The sequence below is a fragment of the Alteromonas sp. ABM1_013 genome (assembly GCF_056160505.1).
In genome coordinates this window covers 1-21,899 of sequence record NZ_JBSWXH010000005.1, presented here as the reverse complement: position 1 = coordinate 21,899, position 21,899 = coordinate 1, and the positions used below count along the sequence as shown (strand labels likewise).

The 21,899-nt window shown below is 43.8% G+C and carries 19 protein-coding genes and 1 tRNA gene; 13 read left to right on the top strand and 7 right to left on the bottom strand.

The window, feature by feature from the left end:
• The first annotated feature begins 134 nt into the window (after positions 1 to 134).
• The 8 genes from ACXAGK_RS14775 (at position 135) to ACXAGK_RS14740 (ending at position 13,119) form a co-directional block, all read left to right on the top strand.
• Positions 135 to 2,915 carry a DNA translocase FtsK gene (locus ACXAGK_RS14775; RefSeq protein WP_474856804.1) on the top strand — a complete coding sequence of 927 codons (2,781 nt, stop codon included), beginning with the start codon at positions 135 to 137 and terminating at the stop codon, positions 2,913 to 2,915.
• Positions 2,916 to 2,931: 16 nt separating this feature from the next.
• Complete coding sequence (gene lolA, locus ACXAGK_RS14770; protein WP_474856803.1) at positions 2,932 to 3,756, top strand: outer membrane lipoprotein periplasmic chaperone LolA; 825 nt, start codon at positions 2,932 to 2,934, stop codon at positions 3,754 to 3,756.
• Positions 3,743 to 5,050, top strand: coding sequence for a replication-associated recombination protein A (locus ACXAGK_RS14765; protein WP_474856802.1), 1,308 nt, complete (start codon positions 3,743 to 3,745; stop codon positions 5,048 to 5,050). Before lolA ends, ACXAGK_RS14765 begins: the two co-directional genes overlap by 14 nt.
• A 72-nt stretch (positions 5,051 to 5,122) precedes the next feature.
• The gene (gene crcB, locus ACXAGK_RS14760; protein WP_014949631.1) at positions 5,123 to 5,506 is read left to right on the top strand and encodes a fluoride efflux transporter CrcB; all 384 of its coding nucleotides are present in this window, start codon (positions 5,123 to 5,125) and stop codon (positions 5,504 to 5,506) included.
• 10 nt (positions 5,507 to 5,516) lie between these two features.
• Positions 5,517 to 6,818: a serine--tRNA ligase gene (gene serS / locus ACXAGK_RS14755; protein ID WP_474856801.1), complete on the top strand. Its 1,302-nt coding sequence runs from the start codon at positions 5,517 to 5,519 to the stop codon at positions 6,816 to 6,818.
• 499 nt (positions 6,819 to 7,317) lie between these two features.
• The gene (locus ACXAGK_RS14750; RefSeq protein ID WP_474857171.1) at positions 7,318 to 10,251 is read left to right on the top strand and encodes a TonB-dependent receptor domain-containing protein; all 2,934 of its coding nucleotides are present in this window, start codon (positions 7,318 to 7,320) and stop codon (positions 10,249 to 10,251) included.
• A gap of 64 nt (positions 10,252 to 10,315) precedes the next feature.
• Complete coding sequence (locus ACXAGK_RS14745; RefSeq protein WP_474856800.1) at positions 10,316 to 12,280, top strand: alpha/beta hydrolase family protein; 1,965 nt, start codon at positions 10,316 to 10,318, stop codon at positions 12,278 to 12,280.
• A 134-nt stretch (positions 12,281 to 12,414) separates the two neighbouring features.
• Positions 12,415 to 13,119 carry an SOS response-associated peptidase family protein gene (locus tag ACXAGK_RS14740; RefSeq protein ID WP_474856799.1) on the top strand — a complete coding sequence of 235 codons (705 nt, stop codon included), beginning with the start codon at positions 12,415 to 12,417 and terminating at the stop codon, positions 13,117 to 13,119.
• Between the two features lie 87 nt (positions 13,120 to 13,206).
• Here ACXAGK_RS14740 and ACXAGK_RS14735 read toward each other — a convergent pair whose 3' ends face one another.
• Positions 13,207 to 13,644, bottom strand: a complete 438-nt coding sequence (locus tag ACXAGK_RS14735; protein ID WP_474856798.1) for a host attachment protein — start codon at positions 13,642 to 13,644, stop codon at positions 13,207 to 13,209.
• Positions 13,645 to 14,008: 364 nt separating this feature from the next.
• Here ACXAGK_RS14735 and ACXAGK_RS14730 point away from each other — a divergent pair, with 364 nt between their 5' ends.
• On the top strand, positions 14,009 to 14,785 hold the full coding sequence (locus ACXAGK_RS14730) for a hypothetical protein (protein ID WP_474856797.1): 777 nt from the start codon (positions 14,009 to 14,011) through the stop codon (positions 14,783 to 14,785).
• A gap of 44 nt (positions 14,786 to 14,829) precedes the next feature.
• On the opposite strand, the gene ACXAGK_RS14725 is transcribed toward ACXAGK_RS14730, so the two are convergent.
• Genes ACXAGK_RS14725 through ACXAGK_RS14705 form a run of 5 tightly spaced genes read right to left on the bottom strand, consistent with a single transcriptional unit; the run spans position 14,830 to position 16,997 of the window.
• A complete protein-coding gene (locus tag ACXAGK_RS14725) occupies positions 14,830 to 15,177 on the bottom strand; it encodes a TusE/DsrC/DsvC family sulfur relay protein (protein WP_370135783.1) in 348 nt (115 codons plus the stop codon).
• Positions 15,177 to 15,518 carry a hypothetical protein gene (locus ACXAGK_RS14720; RefSeq protein ID WP_474856796.1) on the bottom strand — a complete coding sequence of 114 codons (342 nt, stop codon included), beginning with the start codon at positions 15,516 to 15,518 and terminating at the stop codon, positions 15,177 to 15,179. The genes ACXAGK_RS14725 and ACXAGK_RS14720 overlap by 1 nt, the downstream gene beginning before the upstream one ends.
• Entirely contained in the window at positions 15,518 to 15,886 is a 369-nt protein-coding gene (locus tag ACXAGK_RS14715) for a DsrE family protein (protein WP_474856795.1), read from the bottom strand. Before ACXAGK_RS14715 ends, ACXAGK_RS14720 begins: the two co-directional genes overlap by 1 nt.
• Entirely contained in the window at positions 15,886 to 16,275 is a 390-nt protein-coding gene (gene tusD / locus ACXAGK_RS14710; RefSeq protein ID WP_474856794.1) for a sulfurtransferase complex subunit TusD, read from the bottom strand. The genes ACXAGK_RS14715 and tusD overlap by 1 nt, the downstream gene beginning before the upstream one ends.
• A 56-nt stretch (positions 16,276 to 16,331) precedes the next feature.
• Positions 16,332 to 16,997, bottom strand: a complete 666-nt coding sequence (locus tag ACXAGK_RS14705) for a Bax inhibitor-1/YccA family protein (RefSeq protein ID WP_014949619.1) — start codon at positions 16,995 to 16,997, stop codon at positions 16,332 to 16,334.
• Between the two features lie 239 nt (positions 16,998 to 17,236).
• Between ACXAGK_RS14705 and ACXAGK_RS14700 the strand changes: the two genes are divergently transcribed.
• Both ACXAGK_RS14700 and ACXAGK_RS14695 read left to right on the top strand, forming a co-directional pair.
• Positions 17,237 to 17,328, top strand: a tRNA-Ser gene (locus tag ACXAGK_RS14700).
• Between the two features lie 141 nt (positions 17,329 to 17,469).
• Positions 17,470 to 18,936: a DUF3360 family protein gene (locus ACXAGK_RS14695; protein WP_474856793.1), complete on the top strand. Its 1,467-nt coding sequence runs from the start codon at positions 17,470 to 17,472 to the stop codon at positions 18,934 to 18,936.
• A 157-nt stretch (positions 18,937 to 19,093) separates the two neighbouring features.
• Here the strand turns inward: ACXAGK_RS14695 and ACXAGK_RS14690 are convergent, their stop codons facing one another.
• The gene (locus ACXAGK_RS14690; protein WP_474856792.1) at positions 19,094 to 19,999 is read right to left on the bottom strand and encodes a LysR family transcriptional regulator; all 906 of its coding nucleotides are present in this window, start codon (positions 19,997 to 19,999) and stop codon (positions 19,094 to 19,096) included.
• Between the two features lie 210 nt (positions 20,000 to 20,209).
• On the opposite strand from ACXAGK_RS14690, the gene ACXAGK_RS14685 reads away from it, so the two are divergent.
• Together ACXAGK_RS14685 and ACXAGK_RS14680 are read left to right on the top strand one after the other, a co-directional pair.
• Positions 20,210 to 20,659, top strand: coding sequence for a DoxX family protein (locus tag ACXAGK_RS14685; RefSeq protein ID WP_474856791.1), 450 nt, complete (start codon positions 20,210 to 20,212; stop codon positions 20,657 to 20,659).
• A gap of 90 nt (positions 20,660 to 20,749) precedes the next feature.
• Positions 20,750 to 21,634, top strand: a complete 885-nt coding sequence (locus tag ACXAGK_RS14680) for a DODA-type extradiol aromatic ring-opening family dioxygenase (RefSeq protein ID WP_474856790.1) — start codon at positions 20,750 to 20,752, stop codon at positions 21,632 to 21,634.
• Positions 21,635 to 21,899 lie beyond the last annotated feature (265 nt).

Below are 21,899 nucleotides of genomic sequence, written 5' to 3'. Positions count from 1 at the left end.
ATAATAATTATTTAGGGATTGCAAAGAGTTCGCTAAGCTCTTTGTAGCGTTTAACGCAAAGATAGTACGTATAGGCTAAGACCATTAGTCGATATAAAACTACATGCGATAGAAATTGAAGGTTCTTTAGGGTTATGGCGCGATTAACAGGGGTTCAGCGAGTGTGGGAAGCAGGCATGATTATCGCCTGTGTTTTCGCCTTCTTCTTATTGCTGGCACTAGTATCTTTTCATCCAGGTGATCCAGGTTGGAGTCAGGCTGGATTACAATTAGACATTCACAATTGGGTTGGCGCCACTGGTGCATGGGTTGCTGACTTATTGCTATTTTCATTTGGTTTTCTTGCTTATTTGCTCCCATTTGGCTCTGCATTTTTAGGGTGGTTCCTTTTCCAGCACATTAAAGAGCTGGACGAATTCGACTATCTCACCATTGGTTTGCGAATTATCGGTGGGTTATTAATGGCCCTTGGCGTAACGGGCATCGCCAGTATCAATTTTGATGATATCTACAACTTTTCAGCCGGCGGCTTTGTAGGTGATGTGATTAGTTCAGCGCTTATACCGTACTTTAATACCGCTGGTACTATCCTATTGTTACTTTGCTTTTTCTGTACTGGCTTTACGCTTTTAACAGGTATAAGTTGGCTTACTATTATCGATAGGCTAGGGGAAGGAACGCTGTGGTTGGGGCGTAAAACCCTGTCTGCACCACAAAGTTTATTGGCACTTGAAATGCCACGTCTGGCGCTGACCAATAAATCTTCAAACCAAGAGAGCACCGACACTGCCGAGCTGGATATTACCAGCATGCGAGCTGAACCCTTAGCTTCTTCCGCACAAGCCCAGGAACAGCCACAGCAACCGCAAACGCCTACGCAGAGAGCTACTCCGACTCGCAATGAACCCTCTTTCGGTATTGATGAGCTTGATGATGAGCCACCGTTTTATACTTATGATGGCAGCGATAAGGCGCAAGCTGAAGGTAAGTCGACGCAAGATAGCGAAAACTTACGAAGCGATGAAGCGCTTTCAAATGCGGGCGAAAGTGAACCTGAGACGAAGAAGTCAGCATTTTCATTATCAAGTATGCGCAATGCGGTAACGGGTAGCTTTAAAGATAAATCAGGCTTGGGTAAATCTAACCAAGATGAGCCAGTGTCGCCGGAAAGTGAAAGTATTCAAAGTGAGCCTCAGGTTCAGCAAAGCCCGCATATTAATTTTGATGAGCTAGAAGAGTTTGACGAAGACTTACCCTATGAAACAGGAAGTAAGCCCGCGCCTTCGGTAAGTGTTAGCGAAACACCTGCGCCAGCAGCACAGGCACAAACAGCGAGCCAAGAAAGCAATCAAGCATTCACGCCTGCAGCACTTGGTGCTAAGCCGGTTAAAGCGAAATCGGGTGAGGTTGACCCTGATTTACCACCTATGCCGTCGTTCGATTTGCTTGAACGTGCTGACAAACACGAAAATCCGCTGACGCCGGAAGAGATTGAAGGTATTTCTCGCCTTGTTGAAGAAAAGCTGGCTGATTTCAATATTGAAGCCACTGTAGTGGGTGTGTACCCAGGGCCAGTAATTACGCGTTTTGAGCTTGATTTAGCGCCTGGCGTTAAAGTGAGCAAAATTACAGGGTTATCAAAAGACTTAGCCCGTGCAATGTCAGCTATTTCGGTTCGTGTAGTAGAGGTTATTCCAGGTAAGTCGGTTATTGGGTTAGAACTACCCAACAAAAAACGCGAAATGGTGCGTTTGAGTGAAGTAATTAGCTGCGATACCTTCCAGTCTAATAAGTCGCCTTTAACCATGGTGCTGGGTGCAGATATCTCTGGTCAGCCAGTAGTGGTTGATTTAGCTAAAATGCCTCACCTTTTAGTTGCCGGTACTACAGGTTCAGGTAAATCTGTAGGTGTGAACGTGATGATATTGAGTCTGCTTTATAAAAGCACGCCTGAAGACGTTCGCATGATCATGATAGACCCTAAAATGCTTGAGCTTTCGGTTTACGAAGGTATACCGCATTTGCTTGCTGAAGTGGTTACTGACATGAAAGAGGCCGCCAACGCGCTTCGTTGGTGTGTAGGTGAAATGGAACGTCGTTATCGCCTAATGAGCGCTCTTGGCGTACGTAACCTAAAAGGCTATAACGCCAAGGTAGAAGAAGCTATTGCTAACGGCACACCAATTAAAGATCCGCTTTGGAAGAATGAAGAAAGTATGGATGCCGAAGCGCCAGACTTAGCAAAACTTCCAGCTATTGTTGTGGTAGTCGACGAATTCGCCGACATGATGATGATTGTGGGCAAGAAAGTTGAAGAACTTATTGCACGTATCGCTCAAAAAGCGCGTGCTGCTGGTATTCACCTTATTCTTGCTACACAGCGTCCATCGGTAGATGTTATTACCGGTTTGATTAAAGCGAACATTCCAACCCGCTGTGCATTCCAAGTTTCTAGTAAAATAGACTCAAGAACAATCCTAGACCAACAAGGCGCAGAAACCCTGCTAGGTATGGGTGATATGCTTTATCTTCCACCTGGAAGCCCAGTACCTACCCGTGTTCACGGCGCGTTTGTAGACGATCATGAAGTACACGCGGTAGTGGCCGACTGGCAGAAGCGCGGCGAGCCAGAGTACATTGATGAGATCCTTAATGGCGAAGCAACGGCGGAAGTCTTACTGCCAGGTGAGCAGCCTGAGGGTGAAGACCAAGAATTCGATGCCTTCTATGATGAGGCAGTCGCATTTGTTACCGAAACTCGTCGTGCGAGTGTTTCGAGTGTGCAGCGTAAATTCAGAATAGGTTACAACCGCGCGGCGCGCTTGGTTGAACAAATGGAAATGAGTGGTGTCGTAAGTGCACAGGGGCATAACGGAAACCGTGAGGTGCTTGCACCGCCGCCCCACAAAGAATAACGAATGGATTGAATAAATGAATAAAGCAGTTTCGGTTTATTTTGTGAGTGCAATGGCAACGGCAGGTACAGCAATTGCTGCTGCTAACGCTGCGGTAGAATTAGATACTACAGGTTCAACTATTGGCAAGAACAATGCTCACGAGGTTGTCAGTGCTCATGACACTATTCAGGCTAATGCCACAGTGAACACCAGTCAGCCTAAAGCTTCATCGCTTAACAATGATTCTGCGAGCACGTCGCTGCAGGCATTGTTAAGCGATATGAAACAGTTTCGTGCAAGCTTTGCGCAAACAGTGGTGGACGCCCAGCAAAATGTGGTGCACGAGGCGCAGGGTACGTTAACCATGACCCGCCCCAATAAACTTCGCTGGGAAACCACGTTTCCTGATGAAACCCTATTGGTTGCCGATGGCGAAGCGGTTTGGAATGTAGATACCTTTGTAGAGCAGGTGACAGTCCTATCTCAAGACAATGCGATTAAAGATAACCCTATTGTTTTGCTTACATCGACAGATGAAGCAACGTGGTCAAAGTTCTATATCAGTCAATTAAATAGCGGTTCATCGGCTGTAACACCTGAAAATGGCGCGGCAGACAACATCAATGGTGTTAGCGTAACAAAAAGCTACCAAATTACGCCTAAAGAACAGGGTGGCCAAATCGCAACGCTTACATTAACCTTTAATCAAGATAATGAGCTCGCTTCGCTTAATATGCTCGACGCGCAACAGCAAATCAGCACTTTGGTGTTCAGTAATATTGAAACGCGTTTTCCAGTGCCAGCTGATACGTTCTCAGTTGATATTCCAGACAGCTTCATAATTGATGACCAGCGTTAATCAAGATTTCGCGCCCCTCGCGGCGCGAATGCGCCCAGTTACCATTGAACAGTACAGCGGACAGGAACATTTACTTGGCGAAGGTAAACCACTTCGTAAAATGCTAGAGGCGGGCCACTGTCATTCTATGATTTTGTGGGGGCCGCCCGGTACCGGTAAAACTACCCTTGCAGAACTCATTGCTCATTACACCAACGCATCTGTATTGCGTATTTCTGCGGTTACTTCTGGGGTAAAAGATATCCGAGCCGCAATGGATACGGCAGAAGAAAACGCCCGCTATAACCAGCGAACTTTATTGTTTGTTGACGAAGTACACAGGTTTAACAAAAGCCAACAGGATGCTTTTCTTCCATTTGTTGAATCGGGTGTGGTTACCTTTATAGGCGCAACAACAGAGAACCCGTCGTTTGAATTAAACAAAGCGCTTTTATCTCGAGTCCGTGTTTATGTGCTAAAGACACTCGAGCAGAACGCGTTATCAGAATTAGTCGATAGAGCATTAAGTGATACCGAAAAAGGTCTTGGTGACAGAGCCCTTGGTATTGAAGAGATAGCAAGAAACGCTCTTATAGATTTAAGCGGTGGCGACGCCAGGCGCCTTCTTACCTATTTAGAGCTGGCTGCAGACTTCACAAGTGCTAACGATATTACCGTTAGCGATGTTGAGCATGCGGTAGGTGAGAAAGTAGCAAGCTACGACAATAAAGGCGACACCTTCTACGACCTAATCTCCGCGTTTCATAAATCTGTTAGAGGCTCAGATCCAGACGCTGCACTTTACTGGTATGCAAGAATTTTGGATGGCGGCGGTGATGCACTTTACGTGGGGAGGCGATTACTTGCTATCGCGTCTGAAGATATTGGTAACGCCGACCCCAGGGCTATGCAGCTATGCATAAACGCATGGGATACATTCCATCGCGTAGGGCCTGCAGAGGGCGAGCGTGCCATCGCACAAGCCGCCGTTTACTGTGCCTTAGCTGCAAAAAGTAATGCGGTTTACATGGCGTTTAATGAAGCAAAAGCGTTAGCTAGAAAGACCTCGGATGCACCGGTTCCTATGCATTTGCGCAATGCACCTACATCGCTTATGAAAGAACTGGGTCATGGAGACGGTTATCGCTATGCACACAACGAGCCGAATGCCTTCGCAGCTGGCGAAACATACTTACCAGATAGCCTTGCCGGTACTCGCTTGTATAATCCTAACGAACGCGGTTTAGAGAAAGCTTTGAAAGCCAAGCGTGAATTTCTCGATTCACTTAATGCGAGAAGTAACAATAAAAGGTAAAGTTGCAGACAAGTAACTCAACTAGTTCAGATTATATGAATTAGTTAATAAAAAATGCGCTAGGGAGTTTTCGTGCCTCAAGGGTTAGCTTTGTATTGTTTTATTGCCGCTGGCGGTGCGACCGGCGCCTGTTTACGCTATTTTGTTACCACAAGTGTTGATTCCTTATTTGGAAAACACATGCCGTTTGGTACACTAACGGTGAATGTGGTCGGGTCGTTTGCACTCGCATTACTGTACGGTTTTATCGAACGTCATGATTTAAGTGACTCTCCTTACCGAGCGCTTATCGGTGTAGGGCTATTAGGTGCCTTTACCACATTCTCAACATTTTCCGTTGAAACCTTAACTTTATTAGAAAACGGGTTGTGGCTTAAAGCCGCAGCAAATGTATTTCTTAACGTTGGCGCTTGCCTAATAGCAGGTTGGCTAGCCATTCAATTGATGAAAGGATAATTAGAAACACATGTTAGATCCAAAGTGTTTGCGAAGCGATATAGAACAAACAGCTAAGCGATTAGCTGCCCGTGGTTTTAACCTCGATGTAGCAGCTTTCAGTTCGCTTGAAGAAAAAAGAAAAACACTTCAGTCCAGAACACAGGATCTGCAAAACGAGCGCAACGTACGAAGTAAATCCATTGGTAAAGCTAAGGCGCAGGGTGAGGACATTGCACCGCTTTTAGCTGAAGTGGGTAAACTGGGTGATGAACTTGACGCCGCTAAAGCAGAGCTTAGCGAACTGTTAGAAGAAATAAACACCCTTACGCAGGGCATTCCTAACTTGCCGCATGAGTCTGTACCAGAAGGTAAAGATGAAGACGACAACGTGGAAATTTCTCGTTGGGGCGAGCCTCGCACGTTTGATTTTGAAGTAAAAGATCACGTAGATGTCGCTGAAGGCTTAAGCAACGGCTTAGACTTCGCTACTGCAAGCAAGCTTACAGGAAGCCGCTTCGTCGTCATGCGTGGCGATATGGCCCGCCTAAACCGTGCACTTGCTCAGTTTATGCTTGATATCCATACACAAGAACACGGCTACCAAGAAATGTACGTGCCTTACTTGGTTAATGCTGATAGCTTGTACGGCACAGGCCAATTGCCTAAGTTTGGAGAAGATTTATTCCATACTAAGCCAGCAACCGAAGAAGGGCAGGGGCTAAGTCTTATTCCAACGGCAGAAGTACCGCTAACGAATATTGCGCGCGATGAGATCTTAGACGCGAAAACACTGCCTGTTAAGATGACGGCACACACACCGTGTTTCCGCTCAGAAGCCGGTTCTTACGGTCGTGATACCCGTGGTCTAATTCGTCAGCATCAATTCGACAAGGTAGAACTTGTACAGCTAGTTAAGCCAGAAGATAGCTTCGACGCGCTAGAAGCGCTTACTGGCCATGCAGAAGTTATTCTGCAAAAGCTAGAGTTACCTTACCGCAAAGTTTTGCTATGTACGGGTGACATGGGCTTTGGTGCATGTAAAACCTACGATCTTGAAGTATGGCTACCGGCACAGAATACTTATCGTGAAATTTCATCATGTTCTAACATGCTGGACTTCCAAGCGAGACGTATGCAGGCAAGATTCCGTAACCCTGAAACGAATAAAACTGAACTGCTTCATACACTGAATGGTTCTGGTTTAGCGGTAGGGCGTACGCTTGTAGCTATACTGGAGAATAACCAGCAAGCAGACGGAAGCGTAACCATTCCAAAAGCGCTAGTGCCTTACATGGCAGGCCAGGAAGTGATAAAGGCGACTAGTGCGTAAATAAACTCTACCAGTAGATAACCCATGGCAATTTCAAGCCACTCTATTATCTATAAGCATCAAAAAATCCGGTACCGTAATAGGTATCGGATTTTATAATTTTCCCTCCTACTTCTGAATCTCATACTTATTGCTAAGTAAGTTTGTATGCTATTTAAGCAAACTCTTGGCATGTAATAAAATCCATATATAAACAACACCTTGTAGCTCAATAAGTGAGCAATAAAAGTTGTTTCTAAATGTAAATGGATAGCGCTTTTCGGTCATAAATCACATATATTTCATGCGCTAAAGTCATAATTGACACTTACAATTATATCTTATACTTTTGGCTAATGTTGCGCTTGACGTAACAAAACTGAAATGTAAGTTCACCTCAATCACAATAATGAAAATAGGTCGTATTTACATTTAATTAAAAAAAGAAAGCTTCATGGATAAATGGACTTACCTTTCGGTAGCTCTGTTTGTTCAGAAAGCCGAATTCCAGGGAACAAATATGGAAAACCGAAACACACTAAACCGATTATCTCAAGGGATAATCGTCGCGCTTGGTCTTGGAGGAGCTTCATTCGTAGCTGCTCAAGAAGAAGCTGATAAAAGTGCTGAATCTGTAGAACAGATTTCAGTAGTAGGCTCTCGTATCCGTACCGACTCTTTTGCTAATGACACACCTATCGACATCATTTCTGTTGAAGATGCTGAAGGCGAAGGTCTAAAGACATTGGGCGAACTACTTCGTACAAGTACTGCAGCAGCAGGTTCAAGCCAGATCACTGCAGCGCTTACAGTTGGTTATGTAACTGATGGCGGTACTGGTGCAGAAACTGTTGGTCTTCGCGGACTAGGTGCAAACCGTACACTTATTCTTTTAAACGGCCGTCGTGCAGGACCTGCGGGTACACGTGGTGCAGTTTCTTCATTCGATTTGAACAGTCTGCCACTTTCAGCTATCGAGCGTGTTGAAATACTTAAAGACGGTGCATCAGCTCTGTATGGTTCAGACGCGGTAGCCGGTGTAATTAACATCATCACCAAAAAAGGCGACGAGAAGACAGTAAACGTTGATATCAGCCAGCCAATGGAATCGGGCGGTGAAGACCGCCGTATCAACATCTCTTATGGTGAAGAGTATGCTGAAGGCTCATTCCGTGTGACTGCTGACTATCGCAAGGTGTCAATGCTTCGCCGTGGCGATCGTGACTATTTCAACTGTACAGAACGTCTACAGTTTGCTGAAGACGGTTCACGTACCGATCCTATCGACCCTCGTACAGGTGAATACCACTGTGCCGAAACCGGTTACGGTTTGTGGTTGTACGGTGATGTATCTTCAGCATACGGCGGTAGCTTACAAGCAGCGTATGACTACGATAACTTCTTTGCGAACAATGGTTTTGAAAGCATTAACGATGCAAATGTTGGCTTTACAACGCCAGAAGGCTGGTATCCGGTTTCATTTAACGATGACTATGCCAGTGAAGGTTGGTGGGATCAGAACCACCCATTCTTAGGCTCGCAAACTGTTGTGCCAGAAACACAAAATGCGTCAATCTATGCAACAGGTGAATATAACCTTACTGATGATGTAGTGGTTTACGGTGAATTCATTCACAGCCGTCGTACAACAAAAACTGATGACTATCGTCAGTTTTGGACTGCTGATGTGGGCACTCTATCTACTGATGTATTGGATGGTTTTGATGGGGCAGGTTCAGTTTTTCCTGTTGCTTTAACAGATCATTTCAGCTCAGAAATTCAAGTTGACTATACCCGTGGTGTTGTTGGTGCAACTGGCGATATTGGTTTTTGGACTTGGGATTTATCTTACCAGTATAGCTACAACGATGGTAAGTACGAACAAGATATTATCTATAACGATGCTATGTTGATGGCACAGTTCAATGCTGCTGATGGCGTTAGTTGTTCTGGTGAAGTAACCGACTTTAGCGGTAATACCTGTGTTGACATTCCATGGACTGATCCAGAATTCCTTTACGGTAACAGAACACCAGCACAAGAAGCGTTCTTGTTTGGCCGTGATAGCGGGCAAACAACTTACGACCAACAAACCCTTGAAGGTTATGTAACTGGCGACTTGTTCACTTTGCCAGCTGGTGAAGTAGGTGCCGCATTCGGTTTCCAAATCCAAAAAGATGAAATCGAGGATACACCTGGAGAGAATACTCTGAACGGCAACTCTTGGGGCCTATCTGGCGCTGGTATCACTGCTGGTGACCAGTTAACTAAAGCAATTTACGCAGAAGTGAAAATTCCAGTTTTAGAAGACGTTACTGGCTTCGAAAGCCTGGATTTAACTGCTTCTGGTCGTTGGAACGATGTTGATACTTATGGTTCAGACACTACGTTTAAACTAGGCTTGAACTGGTCAATCATCGACGGTGTGAGTGTTCGTGCAAGCCGCGGTACGTCTTTCCGTGCTCCAGCACTTTACGAGCTATACCTTGCAGAACAGACAGGTTTCGCTGGTCAGCTAGCTATCGACCCGTGTCTTGACTATGTAAATCAATTCGAGTCAGGTGCAATTAACGATACCGTTTTTGCTAACTGTCAATCTGAGGGTATTCCTGCAGATTACGAGCAAGGTGGAAGTTCAGCATTACTTGTTACTAGCGGTGGTGTAGGTCGTCTTGAAGCAGAAACTTCAGTTGCAGAAGGCATCGGTCTTGTTCTTACAAGCCCTGAAGATACATACGCTTTCTCAATTGACTATTTCAATATTGAAATTTCTAACGAGATTGACAACTTGGGCGGTGCAGACATCGTAAACCGTTGTTATAACTCTATCGATTTTGCAAACGAGCCACTATGTGATTTATTTACACGTAGAGACGGTTCGGATGCAAACGATTTTGGTATCGACCAAGTTAACGGTGGTTACGTAAACATTTCATACCAACGCGTACGTGGTGTTGACTACAACTTCACTTATGATGAGGAATTTGATTGGGGTAATGTTCGTTTCCGCGTAGAACACACTATGCAGATTGAAAAGTATGGCCTGTTGTTTGAAGACTCTCCATATAATAACGAAGTTGGTGAAAACGGTATTCCTAAACACGTAGGTGTGGCTCGTCTAACCTATGGTAGAGACGACTGGAGCATTACGTGGACTGCTAGCTACTTCGACTCTACCAATGATTACGAGTACTACAGTAGCGAAACAAATACTACTACGCTAAATGGCGAAACAGTGACGTTTATTGATGAAACAAAATGGACGACATATCACGCATTGTCGGGCTCATTTGTTTACGAAGACTTCGATGTTACTGTGGGTGTAGCAAACATGTTTGACCAAGAGCCACCTCGTTTATCTAGAAGTGGTTTTGAGTTAGGTAACTCTGCTTTATTCTCTCAGTACGACTTTATCGGTCGAAGAGTATTTGCTAACGTTAAATATAACTTCTAAAAATTTGACTTGAAGTAGCAAGCCTCCGTTAATCGGAGGCTTTTTTCATGGAGAAAATTAAAAAATGAAAGCGCGTTTGAAACTACTGAAAACGGTCATTTTGGGAAGCCTTGCTTTTACGTTTTCAGCGAATGCTGATGTAAATAAGCCAGTTTTAGAGAGCTTTGCAAAGCATTCTCAATATTTGGATATAAAGATTTCCCCAGATGGTAAATATCTTGCTTCTACTTCGAGAGATGATGATGGCATTGTCTTCCTTACAGTACTTGATATCGAGAAGCAAAAAATTGAGTCGGTTACTAAAGGGCGAGGCAAAGAATCAGTTGGTACCTTTAACTGGTTAAACGATGAGCGTTTGTTATTAGGCATGGAACGCGAAGTGGGCTCTCTAGAGGAACCTGTTCCTACAGGTGAGCTGATAGCAATGAATGCAGATGGTAGTGATAACGTAATACTTACTGGCTACCGTTCTAAAAGTGGTGACACTCGCTATTCTCAGGTTGTTGACTTTTTGCCTGACGATCCAGACGCTATAGTGGTTTTTAGTGTCCAAGGGTCGACAAAAGAACCCTTTTTAGACCTTTATAAAATGAAGGTTAGCAATGGACGAAAAGCATCGTTGGGTAGAATGCCGCTGCGTATGTATAAATCCACAGGAGATAGCTTACGAATCATAACCAACAGCAACGGTGAAGCTTTGGCAATGACGAGCTCAGATCCTAACGAAGATAATAAAGTAACGCTAATGGTTCGAAGTTCAGTAGACGACGATTGGCGAGTGGCATTTGAGGCGGAATCCTTTGGTTCATTTTTCCGCCCATTAGTATTTTTGGCCGATGATAAAACGCTAGTGGGGCTCAGTACAATTGAAACTGATACAACTGCTGTTGCAACCTATAACATCGATACTAGAACCCATACGGTTTTAGCGGCCCATGATAAAGTTGATGTATTACCTATCTTGCATGTAGTGAGAGGGCAAGTGCAAGAAGTTATAGGTGCGGAATTTGAATATAAAGATTTAGATGCTACTTATTTTAGCGATGTCAAAAACGCTGATGAACAACGAATTTTAGCTAGCTTGCGCCAAGCCTTTAAAGGTAGTGTAGTGTCTATTACATCTTCAACTTATGACGGCTCGAAGATGGTTGTTGCCGTTGGCGGAATTAATCAACCCACAGCTTACTATTTGTTTAATAAAAATAAGAAACAGTTAGCAAAACTAACTGATTCGCGACCGTGGTTAAACGATTTCGATATGCCTCAATCCAAAATCGTTACCTATAAGGCAAGAGATGGTCAGGAATTATCGGGTATTCTTACGTTACCTGTCGGTAAATCCAAGAACCTTCCTTTAATAATGCACCCGCACGGTGGTCCTCACGGTGTAAAAGATACACTTACTGAAATGAGAAGCGATGCTAAAGTCTTGGCGGCTCACGGTTATGCGGTATTCCAACCTAATTTCAGAGGTTCAGGAGGCTATGGCTTAGAGTTTCTGAAAGCGGGTTTCAAGTCTTGGGGAACACTAATGATTGACGATATGACCGATGGCGTTAATTATCTTGTTGAGCAAGGAATTGTTGATAAGGATAGAATGTGTGTCTACGGCGCTTCGTATGGAGGCTATGCAGCGCTGCAAAGTGTCATTAGAGAGCCTGACTTATATAAGTGTACTGTAGGTTTTGTAGGAGTATATGACCTAGCACTGATGAAATCTGCAGGCGACATCCCAGAGTCTCAAAGTGGTATAAACTATTTAAATCGCGTACTGCCTAATGATGATAGTCAATCTCCGGTAAAAAATGTCAATAAGATAAAAGTACCTGTATTCATTATTCAAGGCGAGGAAGATGTTCGTGTACCAAAAGAGCATGCTTTTGCCCTACGCGATGAGCTAGAAAAGCAAAATAAACCGTACGAGTGGATGATGAAGTCTGGCGAAGCTCACGGTTTTTATAAAGAAGAAAACAACGTTGAGCGTTGGACTGAGATGATTGAGTTTTTTGATAAATACACAGCTCAATAAATAGTGTTTAAAGTTTGTTCTTTATTTAAAAAGGAGATGGTGAATGCCATTTCCTTTTTTTGTTAGCTAAGTTATCTTTGCGATATGTTCTATCAACAATCTAACTTTCCAAGCCATCTTAGCAAAGAGGCCCCATGTGCGGATTTATACAACGCATTACTGACTCACCAGACGTTATAGCGCTGCTTGAAGAAGTGGGGCTCACACAAACCATTCCGCTTTTTGTCAACGAATCTTCCACAAGCAATGTCATTAACTTTTATCCTGCATTTGGAAAAGCACCTGAACGACAAATTACGAATTTAATAGTGTCTGGTGTTAACACCATAGATGCTACATGGTGGTTTGATGCTAAGCCTGTTGACAATACGTTAAAAGTTGGCAACAGAACAACATTTAACGCCCGTAATTTAGATAGCCCTTACTGGAGCAAGTTCATTCGTGAACGACGAGCTATAGTCGTAGCAACGGCAGTAGGTGAGTCAAACCCACTTGGTAAAGGAAAAGCACATTACTTAATGAAGCCCACTGGTGGAGCATTGCTGATTGGCGCAGTATATCGGCGGTTCAGTAATGGGCTATTTTCCTGTGCGGTAGTAACACGCCCACCCGTAGAGGGTTTTAGTCAGTATCACGAGAAATCCATTCCATGCTTTCTTCCTCACGATAGTCACGCTATTAATGCATGGCTAACCGCTGACAAACAAGGCTCATTAAATAATGAGGTAGAGTATATTTTGAATAACCCTCGTATTTATACCGACCTTGAAGTCACGCGAGTAAAAACGTTTAAGAGTGCCGATGCAATCGGTGAAGTTAACATGTTAAAGGCTGACTAAAACTGTTAAATCAAACCGCGCATACAAATAAAATAAAGGCGGCCTTAATCACAGCCGCCTCTAATCTTAGATTTACAGTAGAACGTTTTATTTAAGATAGGAAAGCAAGGTTTCCTCGTCCGCGCCTAAAACATTCTTTTTCACTTCTTTGTCGACGACTTCTGAGCATTGAGATGACATTCCGCCTCGCAATTTTCCAAGAAACCCCGGCCCGCTAATAATATCTATTGAGCCTAGCGCACCTCGTTTACGCTCACCATCCAGCCACTCTGCGATGTCGCTGGCAAATCGTTCATCTTCGAGTTCTGCGGCATCTTTTCGGTTCATACTATCAACGCCCGGCACTTGCGAAGCGGGAGCCGATTGTCTACCGGGTTTATCCGTATAAATATCTTGGTCACTCGCGCCGCTAAACTCATTGTGCCATTTCTTTACTTCAACAAGCGCACTTCCGTGGTTGGTATAGGTGTAAGCTGTGGCGTCGTCGTGGTTAGCCACAATTACGTAGTGTTTCTGAACTGTCATACAGCCTCCTATGTCCTTTTATGTAAAACATTCACGTTTATGGTGTTTTCTAATGGCAAGTATGAAAAATGTGCCTAAAACCCGAAATAAAACGCTAATGTAAAAGGGGTGTTGCAATATCAACACCAAAGCTAAGAAAAATAACAACGGGGTGGCGCTTGTGATAGCTACTTTGAATCAGTCTTCAAACCGTGCAAAGAGCTCTGGTCGAATAATAATTATGACGAAGCAAATTAATGCCTAATCCATAAGGTTAGTATAAATTATTAAATCGTAATGTATTGTTTCTTAAAAATAATATTGATTGAAGGGGGGGCGCAGTCTACATTAATTGCTACAAGAATTAAGAAATAAGGACTTTTCAATGAAACAAATCGGAATATTAGCGGCGTGTCTATTCTTACCCGCAATAGCGAATGCTACGACTATGATTGAACCCGGGCAGCCGAACTCCTTTAATAGCCCTGAAACGAATTCTTTTGCCTCACTTACACAATCATCATCTAGAACGTCAGCCGCATGCTATGTCGTCTCTCAATACTACAATGGAGTAAAGGGGCAAAAAGTAGTCAGCAACCAAATTGAAAGCAGTATTATAGAACACGTTAACGGTAAAAATCTGGACCTTAATGATTTAGGTAAAGGTGAGGAATTGACTGGTCTAGAAATTGAAATCGATGGTCATTCAGTAGACTTTAATGTTTATCGTGATTTAAGTGAAGAGTCTAGCATTGCTATTGTTGGTGACACTGAAGATAGCTTAGTTTTTAGACTTGGTTTTTTATCGGAACTCTCTACAAATCATAAATATAAGTTAAATTCGGTAACACTAAGCCTAGAGAGAGCAACGTCTAAAATTGATGGGATGACCCATGCTCTAGCATTTATAAATGGCGAAATAGATGAATTAACTAATACCATTACTGACGACGAGCAGTGCCGAAGAGAACTTGCTAAAAACCAGGCAAAAAACCAATATTGGGGGGCTTATGTCGGTCCTGGTCTAGACTCTTCAAATATTTTAGAGACCATTTCTCCAGGTATTTGCAAAAGAACAGTGAGTATGCGTACTTGCTATGCGAATAAGGGCCAGACTCCTTGTACAGAGACAGTGTACTCTTTTCCGGAACGGTGCGATTGACGGAAAACAGAACTAAACGATGCCTGGCCTTTTCAACACCAGCTTTATAAGCACTTAGCAGGTTTGGGCAACCCAGCCAGTTTGGTGGCTTGCTTCGCCGGGCCTTTTTTAAAGAGTCGCTGCAGGTAGCGGCTATTACCTTTTTCTGGCCCAAACTTATTGGCCATGGCTTTCACCAAAGCACGAATTGCTGGGCTGGTTTCGTATTCTTCATAGAATGCGCGCACAAAACGCACCACTTCCCAATGCGCCTCGGTTAGCTCAATGTTCTCTTCTTGCGCCAGCAGCTCAACCATACCTTCGTCCCAAAGGGTATAGTCAAGTAAATACCCGGCTTTGTCAGTAGGGATCGCTTGACCTTTATAATTGAAGCTATAGGTTTCTTGTGTCATTAAAGGGGGATCCAATGCTGATTTTTCGCTGATATTGCAGCAAGTTCTTTGAAGGAAATTGGGTTAAAATGTTCAGGCAGATTTGCGCCCCTAGTAGCCGCGTCTGTACTCAAGAACGACAGGTTTAGCGTTGGTTTGTCTTTTGCCGTGCCTTTTGTCGTACTCTCTACCGTGCTTTTAACCGTATTGGCCAACTGCTCAAAAAACGCGGTGTTTAACGTAGGGGCATAAACGCCATCACCAACGAATACTACATATGCAGAGGTCGCTTGCTGAAAGGTGGCTTCAATAAGCTGTTTGTATTCAGTGCTCAAATTTGGCGTTGAAATAGTAATAAGCATTAGAATGTCACCACATGATCTACGCTTTGGATAAGCGCGACTTTTTCTTCTGGGGTTATCCACTCACAGTCTAACTCATCAACTAAGCTGGTATTAGCAAGAACCTGGTCAATGTTGTAGGTATCTGCACTCACTTTACACACAAAGCATTCTTCTATATCGAAAAATGGCATGCTAGCTAAACGTTTGGTGTGATTTTTCAGCCCTTTGGTAGACGCTGCCTTAACAAGCTGCAGTACACCTTGGTTTTCAAAAAGCACTTTAACATCGTGCCCATAGTTTGTTGCAGCAAGCGCAAAATCTAAACCATCTTGGCTTTTCGCGTTGGAAAAAGGGCTTTGCGTAAACCTAATTAGTAAATGCGCCATTAGAATTGTACCAACCTGTTGCAATCGTGAAGCGCAGCGAAGAATTCGCCCAAGCCTGCTTGCTCGAAAGGCGCGGTTAAGTTGGCCTGAGACAAACCATTTTCGTTCGCCTCTACCTCACTCACAATGCCTCGCTTAACGGCAGCGGTAATGCATACGAGTAACTTTACTTTGTGTTCAGTTGCCAGAGCCTTCCAGCTATCTAGTGCGTAGAGTTCGTCGCCCGTCTTTAGCATTAAGTTATTAGTGTGGTGTACACCTTCGCTATAAAAGAAAACGTTGCTAATTACATCACCATTATCAATAACGCCTTGCGCAAAGGCGAGGGCGCGTAACGCTGTGTCGCCTTGAAACGGTGATGATGTGATAAGTATTGAATATTCTGCCATACAAATAAAAACACCCCGTTTAAGGGGTGTTTGTCTTTTCAACCTTTAACGCTAAATTAATCGTCGCCGCCAAATGCACCTAGAAGGTGAAGGATAGACGTGAACAAGTTGTATATGTTCAAGTATAGCGAAACTGTAGCGCGAATGTAGTTTGTTTCACCACCGTGGATGATACGACTTGTATCAAACAAGATGAAGCCTGACATAATAAACACAATCGCTGCACTAATCGCTAGGCTTACCGCAGGAACTGCGAAGAAGATGTTCGCAATAGCGGCTACAAGCACTACAACTAAACCAACAACCAAGAAGCCGCCCATAAACGAGAAGTCTTTCTTTGTAGTAAGGGCATAGCCAGATAGCGCAAAGAACACAAGGGCTGTCGCACCTAGTGCTTCCATGATTAGGCCGGGACCTGCTACACCTAGGTAGAAATTAAGCGTGTAACCTAAAGACGCGCCCATCAAACCGGTGAAAGCAAACACCCAGTAGATGCCAGATGCAGAATCTGCTTTTTTCTGGACTACAAAAAGAGTAATAAATGCGCCGATAGTCATAACAAGAGACATCATAGGAGAAATGCCTACCGCCATTGCTATACCAGCACAAACCGCACTAAACGCTAGTGTCATCGCAAGCAGCATATAGGTGTTGCGTAGAACCTTGTTCGTCTGCAATACCGATGGTTGAGATGCACTTGAATACATCGAACGTTGATCCATTGTTTCCTCCAATAGGACTTATGATATGACCAAAATGGTACACAATTATTTAGTGTATGTTGTATGGGTTTTAGTTCCCATTTTCAAGTAGTTTCAGATGAAAATGGTGTCAGGTGAATATAAAAACATCTTTTATACGTGCTAAATAGCGTATTTGGTTGAAATCTCGGCACTTAACCAAATTTTTTAATTTTTCGCTTTACAGTCATAAAAATATCATTAAGATACGCAGCACTTCAGGAGAGTTGGCAGAGCCCGGTTTAATGCACCTGACTTGAAATCAGACGTGGGGTCAAACCCACCGGGGGTTCGAATCCCTCACTCTCCGCCATATTAGGAAAACCCGCACATCGTTGCGGGTTTTTTATGCCTGTTTACCACGTTAAACTTTCGTATAAGACCACAGTCGCATTGTTACATTCCATTCACATGTTTAGGCTTGCGTTTTCTTCGCGCAATCTAAAGGTGTTATGTGTCACAAGAAAGTTCTTCTTATCAAAATCTTCACAAACCAAGTAGTAGCTTTGAATCACGAGACGACTATTTAAATCACGAATTACAAATACTTTCTCCTAAACGCTGGCGGTTAAACCTGCCCGGTAAAGACTACCGCGTTGAATGGGAAGACTTTGTACCCGGGATGGCTGCAACCATAGGTAAAATAGTTATGGTTGCCGCTGTAGTTGGTGCATTTGCAGCGCCACTTGGGTTATCCCCTGAGTTTGTTATTGAAAACGTACGCTTCGAGCTGCTTATAGCCGCAGTCTTGTTCGTTGTTTTGATTTCAGGTTTTCTTAATCCGTCTGCTAATTTGGCGGGTACGCATGGTCCGCTTTTACCTTTGGTGCCTCTTATCGTTGCTTCTGGTGGTCACCCCATGGCGCTCGGGCTGCTTATCGGTTTGTTTGGTTTCATATTAGGCATAACCAAGGGCGGTAGCATACTTGCTAAGCTTACCAGTAACGGTGTTTGCGGTGGGTTGCTTTTGTACTTAGGGTTTATTGGCATTACAGGCCAAGTGAAGAAGCTATTTGCCTGGGCAGAAAGCTTCGATATGGCCTATCTAGCTTTTGTAGTGATCATCGCCACTATTCTTATGTACGCATGGCTAGAGCATATTAAAAAGCGCTGGCTGGCTATTCCGCTTGGTGCGGTAATGGCAGCTGCAATAGCTTTTGCTTTTGGTGCGCCGTTTGAGTTCACGACATCGCCTGGTATGCCTAATTTAAACCCTGCTTATTGGTGGGGCGAAGACACTGGCTGGAAACTAGGCCTGCCAGACTGGTCGCACTTCATTGCGGTGTTGCCTTTTGCTGTACTTGCAGTGTCAATGTGGTCGCCGGACTTTTTGGGGCATCAGGTGTTTCAAAAGCTCAGTTACCCGAAGAAAAGTGAAAAGGCTCACATGAACATCGATGACACCATGATTGCTGCTTCAAGCCGTCAGGCGGTAGGAAGCTTATTAGGTGGGGGAAATATCTCATCATCGTGGGGAACCTATATTATCCCTGCATCTATTGCGCGCAGACCAATTCCAGGTGGTGCATTAGTTACCGGTCTATTATGTGTTGTCGCCGCGCTATGGGGTTACCCTATGGACTTAGCCATTTGGCCTCCAGTACTCTGTGTTGCTTTGATTGTTGGCGTGTTTCTTCCGTTAATGGAAGCGGGTATGCAAATGACGCGAGAAGGTAAAACAACCCAATCTGCGGCACTGGTCGTTATTTCATCTGTACTAGTTAACCCTGTATTTGGGTGGTCTTTTACTATGCTATTGGATAATTTAGGTGTAGTTGGGTGTAAAGACAGAGCTGGCGATTTAGGTAAAGCAGGCCGCTGGGTAATTCCTGGTATTACTTTCTTGGTGCTGTGTACGGTTATGGCACTAATTGGTATGTTCCCGGGTGTGCCCGCGATTATGGAAACCTTCAGAATGTAGTGTTGAAAGTATACGGCGTGGGAACTTTCTTCCACGCCGTTTGATGTCCTTCGTAACTCTCTCTTGCCTCTTCTGTTGTCTTTATCCCTTGCGTGCTAGGTAACTTAACCCTAAGGATGCTTGCAGGGTTACGCGTACCATTTTTTTAGTTTACGCTCTATTCGTCCCAGTGGGGTGTATCTCCAAAGTAGTTTGACAAGAAGTCGATGAAAACCCTGAGTTTATTAGAGACAAGCTTTCTGTGCGGGTAAACGGCGTATAACGAAATTGCTTGCGGTACGAATTCATTTAGTATGGAAACGAGCTCACCGTTTTTAAGCGCTTCACCAACAATAAATGTAGGTTGAAGTACGTATCCTTCACCTTGTTTAGCAACATTAGCTAGCACTTCTCCATTATTAGCAGTTAGTTTAGGCATCACTTTCTGGGCGTTTGCCTTTAACGCTGTAATCAGCATTGACTTATCGTTTTCATAATTCACGTAAGAATATTCAAGATAGTGCTCCGGCTTTAAATCGTTGGGGTGTAGTGGCGTACCGTATTTTTTCAGATAGGCAGGAGAAGCGCATAAAGCAAGTTTAATAGTTGTGATTTTCTTGGCCACCAGCGTTGAGTTGGCAAGGTGGCCAGCACGTATTGCAATATCAAACCCTTCATCTATGACATCAATTTTTCGGTCATTAAGTTGCAAGTTTATCGATACGTTAGGGTGTGCTTGTTGAAACGCGCTGAGAGCGTCGGCTAAGTGCAGTGTTGAAAAGGTAACTGGAGCACTGACATATAAAACTCCCTTAGCTTGCGTACTTAGCAATCCAAGCTGACTTTCCATGTCGCTTACACTTTCAAGGATATGATTAGCATGTTGCAAGCATTGTTGGCCGGCCTCGGTTAAATGGATTTTTCTTGTAGTGCGGTTAAATAAGCGTGCATCAAGCTGCTTTTCTAACTCTGCAATGTATTTACTCACCAGTTGGTTCGACGTGTCGAGCTTTTCTGCAGCTTTAGTGAAGCTGCCCTCGTTTGCAACAACGGTAAAGGTCTTCAACAGAGATAATTTGTCCACTTTTAACCCGTATTATTTAATTAACAACATTATGTTGGTAATAATTCAATAATTGCCATCTTTATTCAATAGCTGTTGGTAACTATTCTAAGCACATACGGTTAGCGCAGTCGCTACTAAGAGATTGTACAAGCAGCGCGCTCTAATTTTTAAGTTACGACATTTTTGAACATGGGACTTTTCGTCACCAAAGGTTTTAAGGATATGGCAATGAATAAACAAATTTTGAAAAGCATTTTTACATCTAACAACAGTGTTTCTAGCTTGGTTTTACGCGTTCCGGTTGGCATTATTTTGAGTGCTCACGGTGCGCAAAAGCTTTTCGCATGGTTCGGCGGATATGGCTTGGAAGGTACCGGGCAGTGGATGGAAAGCATAGGCTTAGCACCTGGTTTTTTAATGGCACTACTAGCTGGAAGCGCAGAGTTTTTCGGTGGTCTAGCACTTATAGTTGGGTTGCTTACTCGTCCTGCTGCTTTGGTGAGCGCCTTTACTATGGTTATTGCTATTTTTAGCGTGCATGCACCTAATGGGTTATTTATGAGCAACAACGGTTACGAATTTCCTCTTGCGCTTCTAGCTGCAACGACTGCATTGACTATTCAAGGTGGCGGAAAATTATCTATCGATACCCTTATTAGCGATAAGCTGAATAAGTAAAACAACCGAACTAGGTTATTGAAGCCAGCTTGTTATAGCTGGCTTTCTGATAAGCCAAGTCCTTAATTGCAGTTAACAATGAGTGATGCTATGCAACAGCGACCCCAGTCAAATATTCACCCCACAGCGCGGATCACAACAGCCTATATCTCTCATGGCGGCGGCCCGCTTCCGCTTCTTGAAATGCTTTCAAAAAGTGAGGAGGATGCACCAGCTTATCACGCGGAAATGATTAAAGCGTTGAAAGGATTATCAATAGAACTTCCAAAGCCAGATTTAATTATCGTGATAAGTGCCCACTGGGAAGAAGCAGAAGTCTGTGTGACGACACACCCGCGCCCATCATTAATTTATGATTATTATGGCTTTCCACCAGCCGCGTACTCTATTAAATACCCTGCCGAAGGGGAGAAAGGCTTTGCGTCGTCAATAGTTACAAATCTGAAAAAGCAGGGTATAACGGCGCGGGGTGATAATGAGCGAGGTTTCGATCACGGTATGTTTATCCCATTGAGTATAATGTATCCCAAGGCTGATGTGCCCTGTATTCAAATGTCGATAACGTCTGATTTATATGCCACCAAACATATTGAATTAGGGAAAGCGCTGAGAAAAGCGGTCGAAACTGCTACGACGGCTAATTCATCGCAAAAACACATTCTGATTTTAGGCTCGGGTTCTTCTTTTCATAATATGCAGGGCTTTTTTGACAAAGCCAGCGATACAATGCAAAAAGCCACCCGTTTTAATAATTGGCTACAAACAACAATGCAAAGCAAGGCATACAGTGAAAATGAGCGCAGAGCTAGATTAGTCGATTGGCCCGAAGCCCCAGACGCACGATATGCCCATCCCAGAGAAGAGCACCTGTTACCACTGCATGTTTGCTACGGAGCAAATTTCAAAGCAGCTGACAAAGCCATTTCTTTAAGACTGCTTAGTAAACCAGCAAGTATGTTTGTTTGGCACTACTAATTTCACGTTAGCAGCTATTTTATTGGGTCTCGCATTACGAGATGTAGTATAAAATAAAGACATACCGAGTGTGCTTTTACCAATTATTAAGCACTTTGTTTATCAATTGTTCGCTTAGGCCGAAATCTTACAATTAGTGCTTTACAGGCCCTCAGAAATCATTAAGATACGCATCACTTCAGGAGAGTTGGCAGAGCCCGGTTTAATGCACCTGACTTGAAATCAGACGTGGGGTCAAACCCACCGGGGGTTCGAATCCCTCACT